14 protein-coding genes are annotated in these 18,704 nt (G+C 26.3%); 1 reads left to right on the top strand and 13 read right to left on the bottom strand.

The window, feature by feature from the left end; translation table 11 throughout:
* Positions 1 to 61: 61 nt before the first annotated feature.
* The 11 genes from asnB to ACUN06_RS03925 form a co-directional block, all read right to left on the bottom strand.
* Positions 62 to 1,903 carry an asparagine synthase (glutamine-hydrolyzing) gene (asnB, locus tag ACUN06_RS03975; protein WP_449390124.1) on the bottom strand — a complete coding sequence of 614 codons (1,842 nt, stop codon included), beginning with the start codon at positions 1,901 to 1,903 and terminating at the stop codon, positions 62 to 64.
* A 156-nt stretch (positions 1,904 to 2,059) separates the two neighbouring features.
* Positions 2,060 to 2,158 (bottom strand): MetS family NSS transporter small subunit, encoded by a 99-nt coding sequence (locus ACUN06_RS03970; RefSeq protein WP_291734058.1) that lies wholly within the window; start codon positions 2,156 to 2,158, stop codon positions 2,060 to 2,062.
* 2 nt (positions 2,159 to 2,160) lie between these two features.
* Positions 2,161 to 3,672, bottom strand: coding sequence for a sodium-dependent transporter (locus ACUN06_RS03965; RefSeq protein ID WP_331892947.1), 1,512 nt, complete (start codon positions 3,670 to 3,672; stop codon positions 2,161 to 2,163).
* A gap of 370 nt (positions 3,673 to 4,042) precedes the next feature.
* Positions 4,043 to 4,867, bottom strand: a complete 825-nt coding sequence (locus tag ACUN06_RS03960) for an HAD family hydrolase (protein WP_291734061.1) — start codon at positions 4,865 to 4,867, stop codon at positions 4,043 to 4,045.
* A gap of 165 nt (positions 4,868 to 5,032) precedes the next feature.
* A complete protein-coding gene (locus ACUN06_RS03955) occupies positions 5,033 to 7,210 on the bottom strand; it encodes an SH3 domain-containing protein (protein WP_449390123.1) in 2,178 nt (725 codons plus the stop codon).
* 205 nt (positions 7,211 to 7,415) lie between these two features.
* On the bottom strand, positions 7,416 to 8,828 hold the full coding sequence (locus ACUN06_RS03950) for an aminotransferase class I/II-fold pyridoxal phosphate-dependent enzyme (protein WP_412656064.1): 1,413 nt from the start codon (positions 8,826 to 8,828) through the stop codon (positions 7,416 to 7,418).
* 13 nt (positions 8,829 to 8,841) lie between these two features.
* Positions 8,842 to 10,050, bottom strand: a complete 1,209-nt coding sequence (locus ACUN06_RS03945) for a M16 family metallopeptidase (RefSeq protein WP_449390122.1) — start codon at positions 10,048 to 10,050, stop codon at positions 8,842 to 8,844.
* Between the two features lie 83 nt (positions 10,051 to 10,133).
* Positions 10,134 to 11,486: a thioether cross-link-forming SCIFF peptide maturase gene (gene scfB / locus ACUN06_RS03940; protein ID WP_291732538.1), complete on the bottom strand. Its 1,353-nt coding sequence runs from the start codon at positions 11,484 to 11,486 to the stop codon at positions 10,134 to 10,136.
* 189 nt (positions 11,487 to 11,675) lie between these two features.
* The gene (gene scfA, locus ACUN06_RS03935) at positions 11,676 to 11,813 is read right to left on the bottom strand and encodes a six-cysteine ranthipeptide SCIFF (RefSeq protein WP_003371542.1); all 138 of its coding nucleotides are present in this window, start codon (positions 11,811 to 11,813) and stop codon (positions 11,676 to 11,678) included.
* Between the two features lie 239 nt (positions 11,814 to 12,052).
* Positions 12,053 to 12,322 (bottom strand): hypothetical protein, encoded by a 270-nt coding sequence (locus ACUN06_RS03930; RefSeq protein WP_291732536.1) that lies wholly within the window; start codon positions 12,320 to 12,322, stop codon positions 12,053 to 12,055.
* Positions 12,323 to 12,557: 235 nt separating this feature from the next.
* Entirely contained in the window at positions 12,558 to 14,705 is a 2,148-nt protein-coding gene (locus ACUN06_RS03925) for a YhgE/Pip family protein (RefSeq protein WP_449390121.1), read from the bottom strand.
* Positions 14,706 to 15,081: 376 nt separating this feature from the next.
* Between ACUN06_RS03925 and ACUN06_RS03920 the strand changes: the two genes are divergently transcribed.
* The gene (locus tag ACUN06_RS03920; protein WP_294127274.1) at positions 15,082 to 16,305 is read left to right on the top strand and encodes a DEAD/DEAH box helicase; all 1,224 of its coding nucleotides are present in this window, start codon (positions 15,082 to 15,084) and stop codon (positions 16,303 to 16,305) included.
* A 76-nt stretch (positions 16,306 to 16,381) separates the two neighbouring features.
* On the opposite strand, the gene ACUN06_RS03915 is transcribed toward ACUN06_RS03920, so the two are convergent.
* Both ACUN06_RS03915 and ACUN06_RS03910 read right to left on the bottom strand, forming a co-directional pair.
* On the bottom strand, positions 16,382 to 17,899 hold the full coding sequence (locus ACUN06_RS03915) for a sensor histidine kinase (RefSeq protein WP_449390120.1): 1,518 nt from the start codon (positions 17,897 to 17,899) through the stop codon (positions 16,382 to 16,384).
* Positions 17,889 to 18,557: a response regulator transcription factor gene (locus tag ACUN06_RS03910; RefSeq protein ID WP_291732527.1), complete on the bottom strand. Its 669-nt coding sequence runs from the start codon at positions 18,555 to 18,557 to the stop codon at positions 17,889 to 17,891. Before ACUN06_RS03910 ends, ACUN06_RS03915 begins: the two co-directional genes overlap by 11 nt.
* Positions 18,558 to 18,704: the final 147 nt, after the last annotated feature.

Below are 18,704 nucleotides of genomic sequence, written 5' to 3'. Positions count from 1 at the left end.
AAAAAAGCCCCTTTAAATCACAAGATATAATTTGGTAAAGAAGATTTAATCTTTTATTTTATTAAATTAATATATTAACATTATATTCTCTTAACCAAGTATCAACTTGAATTAAATATGCTATCATTTGTGGCCCAGTCATAAGTTGTCCAAACCAAGGAGTCTTATATGCTACTCCTTTTGTATCTACTATTTCCTTAATCTTATCTTTATTTATTATTTGAAGTATAGGTGAAGTTTTATCATCTAATATTCCATTCATCATACTACAAACAATATTAGTATATATAGGATTGTGAGTCTTAGGATATGGACTCTTTTTTCTATATACTATCTCCTCTGGAAGTATACCCACCAAAGCTTTCCTCAATAATCCTTTTTCTCTTCCTTCTAAAAGTTTTACATCTACAGGCAAATTAAAAGCATAATCAACAATTCTATAATCTGCAAAAGGCACTCTAACTTCCAAGCTATTATACATACTTGACCTATCTTTTCTATTTAACAAATTAACCATGAACCACTTTAAATTTAAATAAAATAATTCTCTCATTCTATAAGTTTTTTTATCTTCATTATCTAAATGAGGTACTTCTTTTAAGGTTTTCAAATATTCTTCATTAGTAAGCTCTTCAATCTTTATATTTTTCAAATTATCATTTAAAATTGTCTTTCTTTCACCAACAGATCTTGACCATGGAAAAGTATTAGCATTTATCATTTCTTCATGAGTAAACCATGGATAGCCTGCAAATAATTCATCTGCACACTCTCCTGATAGCCCAACAACAAAATCTTTTCTAATTTCCTTGCAAAATAGTAATAATGAAGAATCTACATCTGCCATACCTGGTAAATCTCTACTTAAAGTAGCTTCTCTTAATGAATAAGCTAAATCTTCTTGTTTTAATAAAACAGTTCTATGATCACTATCTATAAATTTAGCCATTTTTTCTGCAAAATATTGATCTGAAGTGGGTTGGAATAATGATGATTTAAAATACTTATCATTACCTTCATAATCTATTGAATAAGTTGTTAACCTTTTTCCTTTTTCTTTAAAGTCAGCTGCTGCTATTGCTGATATTGCTGATGAATCTAATCCTCCAGATAAAAATGTACATACTGGAACATCCCCTACTAATTGCCTTTTAATAGCATCAATTAATAATTCTCTAACATGACTTACTGATTCATCAATTGTTTCATTTAACTCCTTAGCTTCAACTTTCCAATACTCCCATATCTTCATACTATCCTTTGTTAGTAACATACAGTTTGCTGGAGCTATTTCATTTATCCCTTTATATACAGCACTTCCTGGAGCTACTGCTGGCCCTAATGCGAAAAGTTCTGTTAATCCATCTCTATCAATTTCTGCTCTTACCTCTGGATGTGCAAGTATTGTCTTAATTTCTGAACCAAAAATTAGTTTGCTACCCTTTTTAGAATAAAATAATGGTTTAACTCCCATAGGATCTCTTGCTAAAAAGACTTGTTTTTTATCTTCATCATAAATAGCAAACGCAAATATTCCATTTAATTTATTAACAACATTTATTCCCCAAGCAATATATGCCGTTAATAACACTTCAGTATCGCAATATGCTTCAAATGTGTAGTTTTCCTCTAATAGTTCTTTTCTTAAATCTTCTGTATTATAAAGTTCTCCATTATAAACAATAATGTATTTCTTTCCACCCACTACTTTAATCATAGGTTGTCTTCCACCCGCTGGATCTACAACTATCAATCTTCTATGACCTAGCAAAACATTATCAGAATAATATTCTCCCTCACTATCAGGACCTCGTCTCTCTAATGTTTTAATCATTTTAGTAAGTGTCTTTTCTTCATTTTTTATATTTTTATGAAAGTCTACCATACCAACTATTCCACACATAAAAATTCACCTTCTCATTAAATTCATAGTATACACTATGACGAAAACTGTCTTATAGTGAACATTTACTAAAACTAAAATAAAAAAAGTGGAATCATAATTTTATGACTCCACTTTTTGCTAAATGTATATTATTAAATTGGAATTAATAAACAATTATTTTTCGTTTTTTGTTGAGATTATTAAAGTAGTAATTAATCCACCCCATAGTACTGTCGCACCTATTGCAAAATACGTTATTGCTGTTGCTGTCATAATTAAGCTACCTCCTCTTCATCATTAAAGTTTTCAATCTCTTTATTCTTCCATGGTGCTTTTGAGAATAATAGTGCTCCTATAATACCTAATCCAACAACTGACCATCCATATGCAAATAATTCTGGAAGATTATAATCACCATATGGTGCTTTTAATTCAGCTACGAAATTACTAATTAACATTATTAATAACATAGTTGGTGTTATAAATTTAACTACAAAATCCCACCATTTTCCTATTTTAAAATATGAAGTTTTATTTGTGTGATTTCTTATAGTAGCTGGTTTAACAATCCATCCAATTACAATTACTTCTAATAATCCAACAACTACTATTCCATAACAATTTATAAAGTTATCCATTATATCTAATATATATAATCCTGCACCTGTTGCAAATGTTGCACTTAATAAAGCTCCTATTATTGAAATATATGAAACTACTTTTTTACGTTCCCACCCAGTTTTATCTATTATTGCTGATGATACAGCTTCAACTAAAGATACACATGAAGTTAATCCTGCAAATACTAAACAAGCAAAGAATAAACATCCTAATATTGTTCCCCAAGTTCCCATAACTGTAAATACTTTAGGGAATACAATGAACGCTAGTCCAATACCACTTGATACTACTTCTTCAATTCCAACACCTTGGCTTGTTGCCATAACTCCTAAAATTGCAAATACTGCAATTGCACATAAGAACTCAAATCCACAGTTTGCAAATCCAGTCATAAATGCACTGTTATTAATATCTGTTTTCTTAGGTAAGTAACTTGAATAAGTCATCATTATACCCATTGCTAAACTTAAAGAATAAAATACTTGTCCATAAGCTGCAATCCAAACTTTTGGTTCCATTACCTTGCTCCAATCAGGAGTGAATAATTTGTTTAATCCTAATGTAGCACCTTCTAATGTAACACCTCTAATAGCTATTATTACCATTATTGCAACTAATGTAGGTAGTAATATTTTATTTAATTTTTCTATACCACCTTTAACACCTCTATAACATATAAACCAACTTATTCCCCAAACTAATAAAATACCAATTAATATTGGCCATATTACTGATCCAAATTGGAATGGTGAATCTGTTAATCTTAAGAAATCATTGTAGAAATAAGCATTTGTATCATTTCCCCAACCTTTGTTAAAGCTTAATGTAAAATATTTCATTGCCCAGCTTAATATCATTGAATAATATCCAAGGATAAAGAAAGCTGTAATGCTTGGCCACCATCCAAGCCATTCCCATTTTTTATTAGCTCTTGCTAATGCTAATGGTGTTGACCCTCTAAATTTATGTCCCATTCCATATTCTAAAATTAATAATGGAATTCCTGCTGTAAAAATTGCAAAGAAGTATGGTACTAAAAATGCACCTCCTCCATTTTCATATACTAAATAAGGAAATCTCCATATATTTCCTAAGCCAACAGCCGATCCTATTGCTGCTAAAATGAAACCTAATTTCGAGCCCCACTGGTCTCTTTTGTTATCCATTTTTATCTCCCCCGTTCACTATTTATTTCATCAAATTAATCTTGTATTTATATTATATCCTTTTAATATTTTTTTCAACACTTTTATAAAAATTTATTAATTTTTCTCCTACTTCAATTAATAAATTGTTAATTAAAGTAGGGAATTGCTTACCATTTTATATAATAGTGTTCTAAGTATTGATATTTCTTAATTCATATAAAAAAATCATTATTATTTTTGTACAAGTTAACTTAATTTAATTTTTAGAAAACGTTTGCCAGCATCTATCTTTTGCATATTTTCATTATTTTTTATGAATTTATAAATTAAATTACAATTTTTTTGATATTTTCGTAATCATTTTTCCCTTTTTAAACTTTTATTAACTTTAATTTTGAAATCTTTCTTTAAGAAATTCTGCAACACCTTCTTCTTCACAACTTCCTATAACTCCAGTGGCAATTTTCTTAACTTCTTCTGTTGCATTTGCAGTTGCATATGCTTCATTTGCTAATTCAAACATTGGAATATCATTTAAATTATCCCCAAAGCATATTACATTTTTATAATTTATATATTTTGATAAATATTTAATACCATTTGCTTTAGATGCTTCACTGCTATATGCTTCTAAAAAGTAACAATCCTCATATACATCTTTATAATAATTAACATTTATTCCTTCAATTTTTTCAATTTCTTCTGCAATGCTTTTTATTTTTTCATATTCATCAAAAGCAACAAAATTAATAATACTTGATTTAAGCACCGATTCTTTATAATTTGATATTTTAACAAAAGTTTTTAACTCTTTGTCTGCTCTTTCCTTATAAAAATTATATTCATAAGCATGTTCAAATTCTTTATGATATACCCATAAATGATTATCTACAATTCCATATACTAATGGATTTTTATTATACTTTTCAAAAATATCTAATATCTTATATGTAGATTCAATATTTATATCCTTTATATCAATATATTTTAATTCCTTAGTATCATAAATTAATACACCATTCATTAATGCGACTGGTAGCTTCAAATCCAAGTTTTGTAGTATTTCCACAGCAGTTGCAGGTGTTCTTGCTGTAGCAACTGTAAAATTCATTCCTGATTTAATAAGTTCATTTATAATTTCTTCTGATTTTTTCGTTACTTGTCTATCCTTATTTATTAATGTACCATCTAAGTCTGTAACAAATAGTTCCATATTCTATACTCCTTTTTTAATGTTATATTTTATTGATTTTTTCAATTTAACACATATTTAAAATTATTTCTAGTGATAAATTAAAAGAGTTATGTAAATTTTTATTTATGTTATAAATTTATTATATACATAAACTTCGCTTACATAACTCTAATATATTATTTATTATGCTATATTAAAATCTATATATTCATTTAAAATATATCCATCCATTCCTTTATAACTTATTTTACCCCATTCATTATCATCCTCTATAACTGATACCTTTTGTCCCATAGCTATTGTTCCAATTACATTTGAATCAAAATTATTACTTTCCCTTACTTTTAATGCAACAGTAACTACAGTACCTTCTTTTGTAATTGTATTTTCTGCTATACTTCTATTTTGTAATGTTATATAATCCTTGCTTACATATCCATAGCCATTACCATACTTTATCTTATACCAGTTTCCACTTGTTTCTACTATTTCAACACTTGTTCCATTTTTCAGTGAACCTATTACAGAATAGCTTGTACCCGCTCCACTTCTTACATTTAATGAATCACTTACCTTTACAGTTCCCTTTGTTGTACTTGTTGCTGGTGTATTATTTGTACTTCCACTATTACTTGTATTTCCAGTATTACTATTGCTACTTGAATTTAATGTAACATAATCCTTGCTTACATATCCATAGCCATTACCATACTTTATCTTATACCAGTTTCCACTTGTTTCTACTATTTCAACACTTGTTCCATTTTTCAGTGAACCTACTACTGAATAGCTTGTACCTGCTCCACTTCTTACATTTAATGAATCACTTACCTTTACAGTTCCCTTTGTTGTACTTGTTGCTGGTGTATTATTTGTACTTCCACTATTACTTGTATTTCCAGTATTACTATTGCTACTTGAATTTAATGTAACATAATCCTTGCTTACATATCCATAGCCATTACCATACTTTATCTTATACCAGTTTCCACTTGTTTCTACTATTTCAACACTTGTTCCATTTTTCAGTGAACCTACTACTGAATAGCTTGTACCTGCTCCACTTCTTACATTTAATGAATCACTTACCTTTACAGTTCCCTTTGTTGTACTTGTTGCTGGTGTATTATTTGTACTTCCACTATTACTTGTATTTCCAGTATTACTATTGCTACTTGAATTTAATGTAACATAATCCTTGCTTACATATCCATAGCCATTACCATACTTTATCTTATACCAGTTTCCACTTGTTCCTACTATTTCAACACTTGTTCCATTTTTCAATGAGCCTATTACTGAATAGCTTGTACCTGCTCCACTTCTTACATTTAATGAATCACTTACTTTTATTGTTCCTTTTTCTGTAGTTTTACCTAGCGAATTATCTGGATTTTGATTTCCTGAATTGTTGTTTAATATAATATTTTGACTTAAATAATCCATTATTCCATTTACAATACCTTCTGCAACCTTATCTTGGTAACTACTTGAACTTAAATTTTGAGCTTCTGTTGGATTAGAAATAAATCCACATTCTACAAGACTTGAAGACATTTGTGCTGTTTTTATTACTGCAAAATTTGCAGTTTTAATTCCTCTATTATAAGCATCTGTAGCATTTATTATATCATTTTGTATATCATTTGCCAATTCTTTACTATCTGTTCTTGGAGAATAATAAAATGTTTCAATCCCATTTGCACTAGGACTTTCAGCTGAATTTTGATGAATAGAAACAAAAACATCTGAACCTTCGTTATTAGCCATTCTAGTTCTTTCTGTTAATGATAAATATGTATCATTATATCTACTCATCTTAACTTGCACACCTCTAGCCTTTAACTTAGCTTCTATTTTTTTAGATATTTGAAGATTTATTTCATCTTCATAAACACCATTTTTAACCGCTCCATTATCATATCCACCATGTCCTGGATCAATAAACACTTTATAATAATCTCTGTTTACCTCTTTAATATTACTTCTCGCATAACTAGCAGTTGATATACCCTCTTCTGTTATACAAACTTCTAATATATATACAACATCATCAGTTTGCTGAGATACAAATGTACTACCAATCGACTTAGCAATAAGTTCTCCATCAACTATTTCTGCAACATTTTTATTATAAACTGTCCAGCCTTCTGTAACTGGTAAATTTATAGCCTCACCAATTGTTAATACTAATCCATTTTCCATTACAACTTCTTCATTTTTATACTTTTCCAAAAGCTTAATTAAATCTGCTTCAGATACATTATAAATCTCCTCTGCTCTTGTAAGTTGAGTTGGAGTAATTAGTATCCCAGATAATATTAATAAACTTAAAACCTTTAATTTATTAATAATAATCACCTAACCTTCCTTATAGATATTTTCATATTAAGCAACAATAACTTATAATATCAAAAAACATATACACTATATTATACATAATTTTATTATAAAATAAATTATTATAGTGTATTTTTGTATGTAATTTGAACTTTTTTTGATGTATATTGATTTTTTATTATAAAAATTAAGATTTAATATAATAATTATCCATTGATAGTTCTTTTTAATTATCTTTTATAACTTTAATTAAGTTATTATATAATCCTATTACACTTTTATTATTTTTAATATATCCTTTTATAATCTCAATTACTTCAATTGAGATTATTTCTCCCCCACATATTAATGGAATTCCTGGTGGATATGGAATTAATGCTTCTTTTGAAATTTTCCCTATACTTTCATCAATATCAACATATTCAAAACTTTTATCAAATACTTCATATGGCTCTAACACCTTTTTAGGAATTATATTATAATAATTTTGATATTTATTATCTCTTAATGAACTTAAATTTAGTTTATTTATTGAATTATATATTTTCTCAAAATCCTCTTCATTATTAAATGGAGATAAAATCAATACCACACCACCATCAAAACTCATTTCACATTGTATTTTCATACTTCTTAAATAATCTAATAACTTATGTCCACTATATCCCTTAGGTAGTGTAAATATATATCTGCTTAAATCTAAGTTATATCCCATTGGTAAATCTTCTTCCTTTAAAACACTTACCTTATTTAATTTATTTATCTTTACACTCCACTTATTGGCTAAATCAATTAATCTATCATAATCCTCTTCCCCATAAATGTCTAAATAATATCTTGAATAATCTAATGATGACATTATTAAATATGAAGGTGATGTTGTCATAAATGATTTTAAATAAAAATCAATATTATTATCATTGTTAACTAAAAGATATGAACCTTGAGTTAAACTTGGTAATGTTTTATGGGCACTTAAAACTATATAATCAGCATATTTAACTATTGATTTTGGTAATTTTCCACTTATTCCATAATGTGCTCCATGTGCCCCATCAATAATTATAGTTAATCCTTTTTCTTTTAATTTTCTTAAAATATCAAATACCTTATAACCTATTCCAAAATAATTAGGATAAGTTAAAATTATTCCTTTAGGATTATTACACCCTTCCAATGCTTTATATATTTCCTTTTCTGTTGGTGGTAAAAATAATCCCTTATCTTCATGTATTACAGGTTCAATATATCTTACCTTTAACTTTCTTAAAATTAATCCATTATAAATTGATTTATGACAATTTCGTTCAACTAAAACTTCATAACCTTCATTAAATGCATCAAATATTGAAGCTAAGTTTCCAGCAGTACTTCCATTAACAACAAAATACGCTTTCTTTGAACCATAAGTTTTTGCTAATAAATCTTGTGCTTCCTTTATTATCCCTTCTGGGCAATGTAAATTATCTAATGGATCAACTTCTGTAATATCCAAAAATCCCATATTATTTACAAACTCTTTACCTATATCATCCCTTAAAAATCCAATTCCACTTTTGTTGCCTGGCATTGAAAGAATAAGATTTTTTTCCTTTTGATATTTTAATACTTCTTCAAGTAATGGTATTCTCTTACTCATCTTTTCCTCTTTCCTAATTGCTTATTACCTGCACTGTCATATTATTTAAAACTTTAACAGCAGTATCAATAATAAAGCTTATAGGCATCTTATCTAAATTTTCACATTCATCAAGATATAAATATCCATCTCCAAACATAGTATCATATGTAGATATTCCCATAGCTAATCTTACACTTTGCTCATTTGCAAATAATCTCTTTAATTTAAAGCTTTTTATTAATTCATTAATATTTTTTAAACTTTCATTATTAGATGAAACTTCATTTATTAATTCCTTGATTATTTCTATTGATTTATCTACATTTTCATGTGCAGTACTATAAGTTATTTCATAAACCTTTATATATTCTTCATTAGATACTCTTGTTAATACATCATAAACTAAACTATGCTTTGTTCTTAAAGTGTCAAATAAAACGGAATTTACTCCGTCTCCAAAGTATTGGTCAAAAACTCTTAATGCTTTTATTTCCCATTGATTCAAGTCATTTATAGGGAAAATAATTTGAACTTTTGAACTGTTTATATCATCTTTCTTATCTATAAATATTCCTGTCTTAGGTAGTTGAAGCTCTTCCTTATCTTCTGGAAGCTTTTCACTTCTCCAATAACTAAAACTTTCTTCTACCATCTCCTTAACTTCTTCAAAATCTAAACTTGAAATAATTGTAATAGTTGAATTATTAGCGCAGTAATATGTATTAAAGAAATCTATTGCATCATCTATTGTCATATTTTCTAATGATTCCTTAGTTCCTATAATAGGATATTTAATTCTTCTACCTTCCATAGAATTATAATACAACTTATCTTCTGTATATTGCTCTAAATCTTCATCCCATTCTTTAAGCTCTTGTTTTATTACTTCCATTTCTTCCTTAAATCCCTCTTCAGTAAATACAGGGTCTAAAAGAATATCTGAAAATAAGTCTAAACCTTTATATAGTTCCTCATTTAGTAATGTTCCATAAAAAACTACATATGGATAATTGGTCATTGCATTTTGGAATCCAAATACCTTACTTAATTCTTCATTTATTTGTTGCTCACTTCTTATTTCAGTACCCTTATATACCATATGTTCAGTTACATGAGCTACTCCAAGCACCTTACCATCACGTGCTGCCCCTGCATCTAATGATATAGCTATTGAACTTAATTCACTATTACTTTTTTTATAAATTAACTTTAATCCATTATCTAAAATATAATCTTTCATTATATATATCACCTCTTTCCTCATTATATCATAAAAAAAATAACAAGAACTAAGCTTGCTACTTAGCCTTGTTATTTTAAAATTTATTCAGCTTTAAGTGCTATTGCACATTCAATTCTCTTCTTTTGCATTTTACATCCTATTTCATAAGGAATATTCATATCTCCATTAAATGCAAAGTTGTTTGATTGACATCCACCTGAACAATAGAATCTTGCCCAACACTCTCTACATTTTGGCTTATTATAAATATGCGCCTTTTTGAACTTCTTACCTAATTCGGCATCATAAGTATCGTCATAAATATCTCCAAGTTTAAATTCTTCCTTACCTACGAATTGATGACAAGGATATACTTCACCTTGTGGAGTTATAGCAACATATTCAAATCCTGCTCCGCATCCTGAAATTCTCTTATAAACGCATGGTCCACCATTTAAATCAATGTTGAAATGATAGAAGTTGAATTCATCCCCTTCTTTCTTTCTTCTTACCATTTCATTATATAATTTATCATAGTTTTCAAATATTTCTGGTAAATGTTCTTCTTTAAGTTCTAAGAAGTGTCCTTTTTCAAGAACTACTGGTTCAATAGAAATTTCTCTAAATCCTTCATTAACCATAGCCTTAACATCTTCATAAAAATCAGTATTAGCTCCAGTAAATGTTCCTCTTACATAGTAATGCTTAGATTTATCTCTTTTTTCTATCATTCTCTTAATATTTGGAAGTATATCATCATAAGAACCACTTCCATCAACTTTAATTCTTACATTATCATTTACTTCTTTTCTACCATCTAATGAAAGTATTATATTACCCATTTCTTTATCCATGAAGTCCATCATATCTTCATTTAAAAGAGTTGCATTAGTAGTCATAGTAAATCTAACATTCTTTTTCCAAGCTTTTTCATTTTCTCTTGCATAAGCTATTATTTCTTTAATTGTGTCCATGATCATTGTTGGTTCTCCACCAAATAAATCAATTTCAATATTTCTTCTTGGACCACTTCTCTTAACAACATAATCTATTGCTTTTTTAGCTGTTTCAACAGACATTACTCCCTTATGTCCATTGTATTCCCCTTCATCTGCAAAACAATATTTACATCTTAAATTACATCCATGAATTATATTTAAACATACTGCCTTTATATAATCTCTATCATCCATTGATGAATGTGCTATATCTTCATATTGATCTTTTGAATATAATATTTCTTGATCTACAAGTTCTTGTAATTCTTCATAAGCTTCTGATATAGTTTCTTCACCATATTTAGCTCCAAATTCTTTTATAAGCTCTTCTTTGCTTCTTAATTCATTATCGTCTACTAAATCATAAACTAATTCATCTACAATATGTACAGCCCCTGTATTAACATCTAAAACAAAGAAATTATCTCCTTGCTTAAATTTGTGTATTAAAGCCATGTCATTTCCTCCTAATACAATTAATATTTAAAATTCAATTTATTTTGAAACAATATTTTATATAATCCTAATATCAATTTAGTAAATCAACTTCCACATAATATTTTTTAAAATTTCTTTAACAAATTATTACTCATTATTTTCATACGAGTAAAGCAGTAACTAATTTTAGTTACTGCTTGTCCTTAATTAGTTTTCACATTCTAAGTTAGCAACTGTGCAAGAAGTCTTACATGCTGATTGGCATGAGTTTGCACATTCCTTGCATCCTGGCTTACAAAGACTATTTTTTATGTTTGTTTTGTTAATTGTTTTTATGTGTTTCATGTCGAATCCTCCAATAATAAAAATATAACGTGGTAATTATAGCATAATTTTCTAATGTTATAAAGCTATTATTTTTATATAATAAAAACCACTATAAACTTAATTAAATTATATGGATATATAAATTAAAATATTCCATTTTTATCTTGTATATAAATATAAAAATATTTATTAAGTACTTTTATTTTATTTGAAGATAAATTTACTACTTAATAAATACATTAATTCTTTACTTATTTTTATAATGTTGTTTCTTTTTTAATAGCTTCTATCATATCATCTTCTGATACAGTTTTATCATCATATGAGTTATAAATATCATTTAAATGAACTGTGTAATATACATTTTTACTTTTCTTTTCTTTTTTTTGCTTTTTTTCTTTTAAGTCATTATCTTCAGATTTTAACTTTTTATCAATACTGTTTTTTACTAGCACTCCTGCTGTTACAGATGCTACAATTCCTGATATTGCACCAAAAATAACTTTTTTATTATTTCTTATACTCATGACTTTCACCTCACTATTTTAAAAAAATTATATACACATTAATTATGTAAGTCAATTCAGGCTTAGTAAATTTTAATCATACTACTACTTGTTTTATTACTACTATTTATTAATATTTCCTCATTATATATTTTAACTCAAAAGTATTAAAATATTTTTATTATTTTCTTATTATCATAATGCAAAAAACTTCAGACATATTTTAAATATATCTGAAGTTTTTAATAAATATTAATTATTCACCAATTCCACTCTTTTCCATACTTTCAGTAAATCCATGTAATAACTTATTAATTGGCTTCTTTAAGAATAAAGAAATTAATATAAATATAGCTCCATATATTAATAACACAACAATATCCTTAATTAAAACACTTTGAACAACTCCACCAATTGCTTCTCTTGCAAATGAAATTGCATAAGTGAAAGGTAAGAATGGATTTATTGCTTGGAAGAATTTTGGTGTTAATTGAATTGGGAATGTTCCACCTGAACCACCTATTTGTATAACTAGTAAAACAATTCCTAATACTTTACCTACATTTCCAAATACTGAACATAATGAATATAAAATTATTGTAAATATAACACTAGTAAATACGCTTCCTAATACAAATAATCCTGGATTTACACAATATATTTTTAATAAGTATAAATCTCCTAAAGCTACTATTATAGCTTGAATTATTGCTATGCTCATAAATAACATCATTTTACCAAAATATTGTGCTGATGCAGAATATTCTCCTTTAGCTTCAACACTTAGCATAGATGATAGTAATAATAATCCAACCCATAATGATAATACTGTATAAAAAGGTGTCATTCCTGTTCCATAGTTACCCATAGGGAATAATGTATTTTCTATAATATTAACTGGATTTGCTAAGAAATTACTTCTAACACTTACATCAGTCTTTAAAAAATCTATAATCCTATTAATATCTTCACTATCATTAATACTTCCTATTTTGCTTACTAATTCATTAAGCATATTTTCAGCTTCTGGAAGTTTTGATTTTACAAAATCAATACCCTCAATACCTTTATCTGCACCTTCATAAACAGTGTTCATTATATCAGTAACTTGAGGTAATTTATTTTGTGCTTCTTTTAATACTGTTACTACATTACCTGCAACATTATATGCATCATCAAAAATGCTATTAATTTTATTAGTTATATTTTCATCAAAGTTATTATATAAATTATTTGTAATGTTACTTACGTCGTTAGTAAATGCTATAACATTGTTTAATAAACTTAAATCTGGGGTTCCTCCATTTGCTAAACTATCTTTTACTGTATTTAATACATTAATTGCTTTATTTATTGCTCCTTGTACATTTGCTAATGTTTCTAAAATATCATCAAACTTTCCAGGATTAAATTTATTCATAGTTTTTAATATATTTATTAATGACTCAGTACTTGTATTAAGAGAGCTTAATTTTCCCAAAATACTATCAACTATTTGTGGTGCATATTCTGATCCTGAATTAATTGCACTAATTAATGCATTTACATTTTTTGAAACTTCATTTGAAATTTCGTTTATTATTTTTATATCATTTTTTATTACAGGTGCAATATTATTTAAATTATTTTTTGAAGTAGTTAAAAAACTTTCTAAATTTGAACCTAAGTTTTGTGAATTTTCTAACGTTTTATTTATTAATGGAATATTCTTTTGTATATCTGAAATTAATGTTTTTAATTTATAAGCTCCATCACCTGCTAAATTCACAACATCATTTATATTTCCAAATTGACTTTTAACTTCTAACAGTTGATTATAAATATTATTTAATCTAGGAAGTTGATTTTCTAATTCAGTTCCTAATTCCTTTCCTATACCCAATATTGCATCACTTGCAGTTTCCACAACTGCCTTACTTACTTTTTCTTGAATTGCATTTGCTCCCTTAACAGTAATTTTAGGCGCAATTGCATTTATTTTTTCATTTACTGTATATATTATTTCTCCCTTTTGAACATCTTTGGTAAGTACAGATGTAAGACTTTTTGAAAAGTTTTCAGGGATTGTAATCATAGCATAATATTTACCTTCTTTTACATTTTTAATGGATTCTTCTTCACTTACAAATTGCCATCCCATCTGAGTATTTCCCTTTAATTCTTTTACAACCCTATCACCTAAGTTAATTTCCTTATTATTTAAGGTTGTTCCTAAATCTTTATTTACAACCCCAATTTTTATATTACTAATACCAGATTCAGCATATGGATCCCATGATGCTTTTATATTAAACCAGGCATATAGGGATGGTAGTATACATAATGCTATAACAACTATAAGTGCTGCATAATTTTTAAAGATATTTTTAATATCATTTTTGAAAATCCTAAATGCATTTTTCATCATTTTTCCTCCTTCGATATTGTATTGCTTTAACAACTTAATTTATATATTATCACATCGGTACTAAAATTCAAGTTTTAGTTTTCTAATATAATTAATATTTTCTTTATCCTAAGCTGCCTAAATAATTAGTATTATACGTATACTTTATATTCTCTATATACTTTATAAAAATATTATTTAATAAAATTTAAACAATCCTGTTACAATTTATTCATCTTTTTCACCTTTTTTACTTTCTTCTACTTCATTTATTATTATGTTCCAATTTGTAAAAATAATTTTACTTTTATAAATAATTAAATAAATTTCTATACTTAAATTATTTTTAGTGTATACTAGAATAGATAATTAATTAATAACTGAGGAGAATAAAATGAATAAATCATTTAATGAACTTAATTTAAACTCTAATATAGTAGAAGGATTAAAGCTTCAAGGAATTACTTCACCTACAGAAGTGCAAGAATTAACTATTCCTAAAGCTCTAGAAAATATAGATATAATAGCAGAATCTCATACTGGAAGTGGTAAAACATTAGCATATTTATGTCCAATATTCCAAAAGATAAATACAGAAAAAAAAGAAATGCAAGCTATAATATTAGCTCCAACTCATGAGTTAGTTATGCAAATAGATGCACAAATTAAACTTCTTGCAAATAACTCTAATATAGATATTACTTCATTAACAATAATGGGTGAAGCTAATATTGAAAAACAAATAAAAAAACTTAAAGAAGGAAAACCACATATAATAGTTGGTTCATCCGGAAGAGTTCTAGACTTAATAAAAAAGAAAAAAATAACTGCTCATACTGTTAAAACTATTGTTATGGATGAAGCAGATAGCCTTTTAGCTAAAAATAAATCTATAGTAATAAAAGATATAATAAAATCTACAATGAAAGATAGACAACTTATGTTCTTTTCAGCAAGTATAAATCCTACTTCTTTAGAAATTGCTAAATCTTTAGTAAAAGATGTTGAAATAATTAAATCTGAAACTAATTACGTTATTAACCCTAATATTTCTCATATGTACATAACTTGTGAATTTAGAGATAGATTTGAAACACTTAGAAAATTTTTAGCTGCCGAATCTCCAGAAAGAGCTATTGTTTTTGTAAATAATAGTACTGAACTTCAAAACATAAACGAAAAGTTAGATTATCATAAAGTTAAATCTACAGCTATCTTTGGAAATGCGTCTAAAGAACAAAGACAACGTTCAATTGAAGCTTTTAGATCTGGTAAATTTAATATATTGGTTTCATCTGATGTTTCTGCTCGTGGACTTGATATTCCAGAAGTTACACACATAATTAATATGGACTTTCCTGGAAATCCTGATGAATACCTACATAGAGCTGGAAGAACTGCTCGTGGAACATTAAGTGGTTCTTCAATATGTATTGGTACAAAACGTGATCTTGAAGCTATTAAAGCTTATCAGAAAGCATTTAAAATAAAATTTAAAGAAATGAAATTATATGGTGGTAATTTAATTTCTGCAAATGAAAATTCTAAAAAAACAACTAAATCAAATAGTAAAGTAAATAAGAAATCAAACAATAAAGCTGTTAATAAAAATAAGTAAAATTATTTTTTAAACAAAACCGAACTATATCATAACTTTATTTAATAAATTTGACATAGCTCGGTTTTTAATTAATTTAGTTATATTTAAACTTCATTTTAAATATAACTGAATTTTTGGTACTTTCTATATTGCAATCAATATTTTCATGTTTATCTAAAATTGTTTTTACTATATAAAGCCCTAAACCCGTTCCACCAGTTTTTCTATTTCTAGATTTATCAACTCTATAAAATGCATTAAATATATATTTTAATTGTTCCTCAGGTATTGATATCCCAGTATTTTCAATCACTAACTCTTCCCTTGATAAATTAATTTTAATAAATTCATTTTCTGGAGAATAAGTTATTGCATTCTTTACAATATTAGTAATTACCTTTTTTATAAGCTTACTATCAGAAAATACTATAACATTTTCATCAATATTTATTTGTAATTTTAAATTTTTTTCATCAATAAAATATCTTAACTCATTAATTACACTGTTCATCACATTACTTAATCTTACATATGTAAAATTATATTTAAATTCTCCATTTTCTCTTTCACTTAAATGTAATATTTCTTGAACTAATTCTTTCATCTTTTGTGTTACATCATAGGATTCTTTTAAATACTTATCTCTATCCTTATACTTTCCAATATTATAAATCATTCCTTCTAATTGTCCACTTATTATAGTAATTGGTGATTTTAATTCATGTGAAATAGTTGCAACAAATTCTCTTCTTTCTTTTTCAAGCTTTCTTTCCATTTCAATTTCCTTAGTAAGCTTAAAATTAATCTTTTCCAATTGTTCAAATGCTTCTTTTAAATTTTTATTCATTAAATTTAAGCTATTAGAAAGCTCCCCTATTTCATCTTTCCCATTAATTTCTATAGTATTATTAAAATCCAAATTTGCCATCCTTTTAGCTACCTTATTTAATTTTATCAAAGGTCCACTTATTAATATTGAATAAAGACTTGAAATAGCAAATGATATAATTATTATTGATAATATTGCAAAAGGTAAAAATAATTCAATACTATCAGTTGCTTCTTCTTGTGGTTTAACAGGAAAGTGAACTATCATATTATATACATCATTTAATTTTTTTATATAAACAGCTTTATCTATATTTAAACTCTTATTTTTATTAATAAGATTATATACAAACTTATTTGTATCAATATCTTCATTTTTGTTAATGTTTATATTATATTGTTGAAATCTATTAAATTCTACATAAGAAACATGGTTGCCTAAAAAAGGAATCTTATTAGGTGAGTTTGCACCTTCTCTAAATGAAGAATAAATAACTTCATTAATTAAATTATTTCCATCCTTTTTTACAAGTAAAATATCTAAATTATTTTCATAAGAAAATTTATCTAATATTTCATCTATATCTATTTCTTCATTATTTAATAATTCATATTTCAACTCTTTTATTTCTTCATTAATATTATTAACCTTATAAAATTCATAAACCTTTGGCATAAAAAGATACATAGATATATATAACAAACTAAAAGCTATTATTATAGTTAAGCTACTCCATAAAAATAACTTTTTCTTTATACTTAAGTTTTTCCACTTATTTTTCAAGAACATATCCTACACCTTTTATGGTTTTTATATAATCCTTCTTAATTTTTTTTCTTATATTTTTCATATGAGCATCAATAACCCTAGTATCCCCAAAATACTCATATCCCCATATCTTTTCTATTAATTTTTCTCTAGAAACTACCTTTGGATAACTAGCAAGCATTAACTTTAATATATTAAATTCCTTTAATGTTAGCTCGATTTCCTCATCATCTACATAAGACTTAAACTTTTCTAAATCTAACTTTAATCCTTCAAATTCTAATATATCTTCATTTTTTTCTTCTTTATTTTTTCTTTTTAAAACAGCTTCAACCCTCTTTACTAATATATTAAAAGAAAATGGTTTGCTAATATAATCATCTGCATCTAAATCGAACCCTTTTATTTCACTTTCTTCATCATCTAATGCAGTTAAAAATATAATTGATACTTGTTTATTTAAATTTTTTATCATCTTACATAATGAATATCCATTTAATTTTGGCATCATTACATCTAAAATTACTAAATCATATTTATCCTTTTTAAATTTTTCATATCCTTCAACTCCATCATTAGCCATATCAACTTTATATCCCTGAGAGGACAAAAATTCTACTATTAATTCCTGTATTTGATTATCATCTTCTACAACTAATATTTTATAACTCATATTTCCTCCATAACTTTTTTATATATTTAATTTTAGCATAACATTTTTAAATTCTTCTTAAATTCATTTAAATTTCAAATGTAAAAGTATTATTAAATTTATTATATAAGTTATTTTAATATTTAAAATTTAATATAACTATAACAT

It is taken from the genome of Clostridium sp. ETTB3 (genome assembly GCF_053571985.1).
Note: the sequence above shows the minus strand (reverse complement) of the source record. Positions and strands in the feature narration are given on the sequence as shown.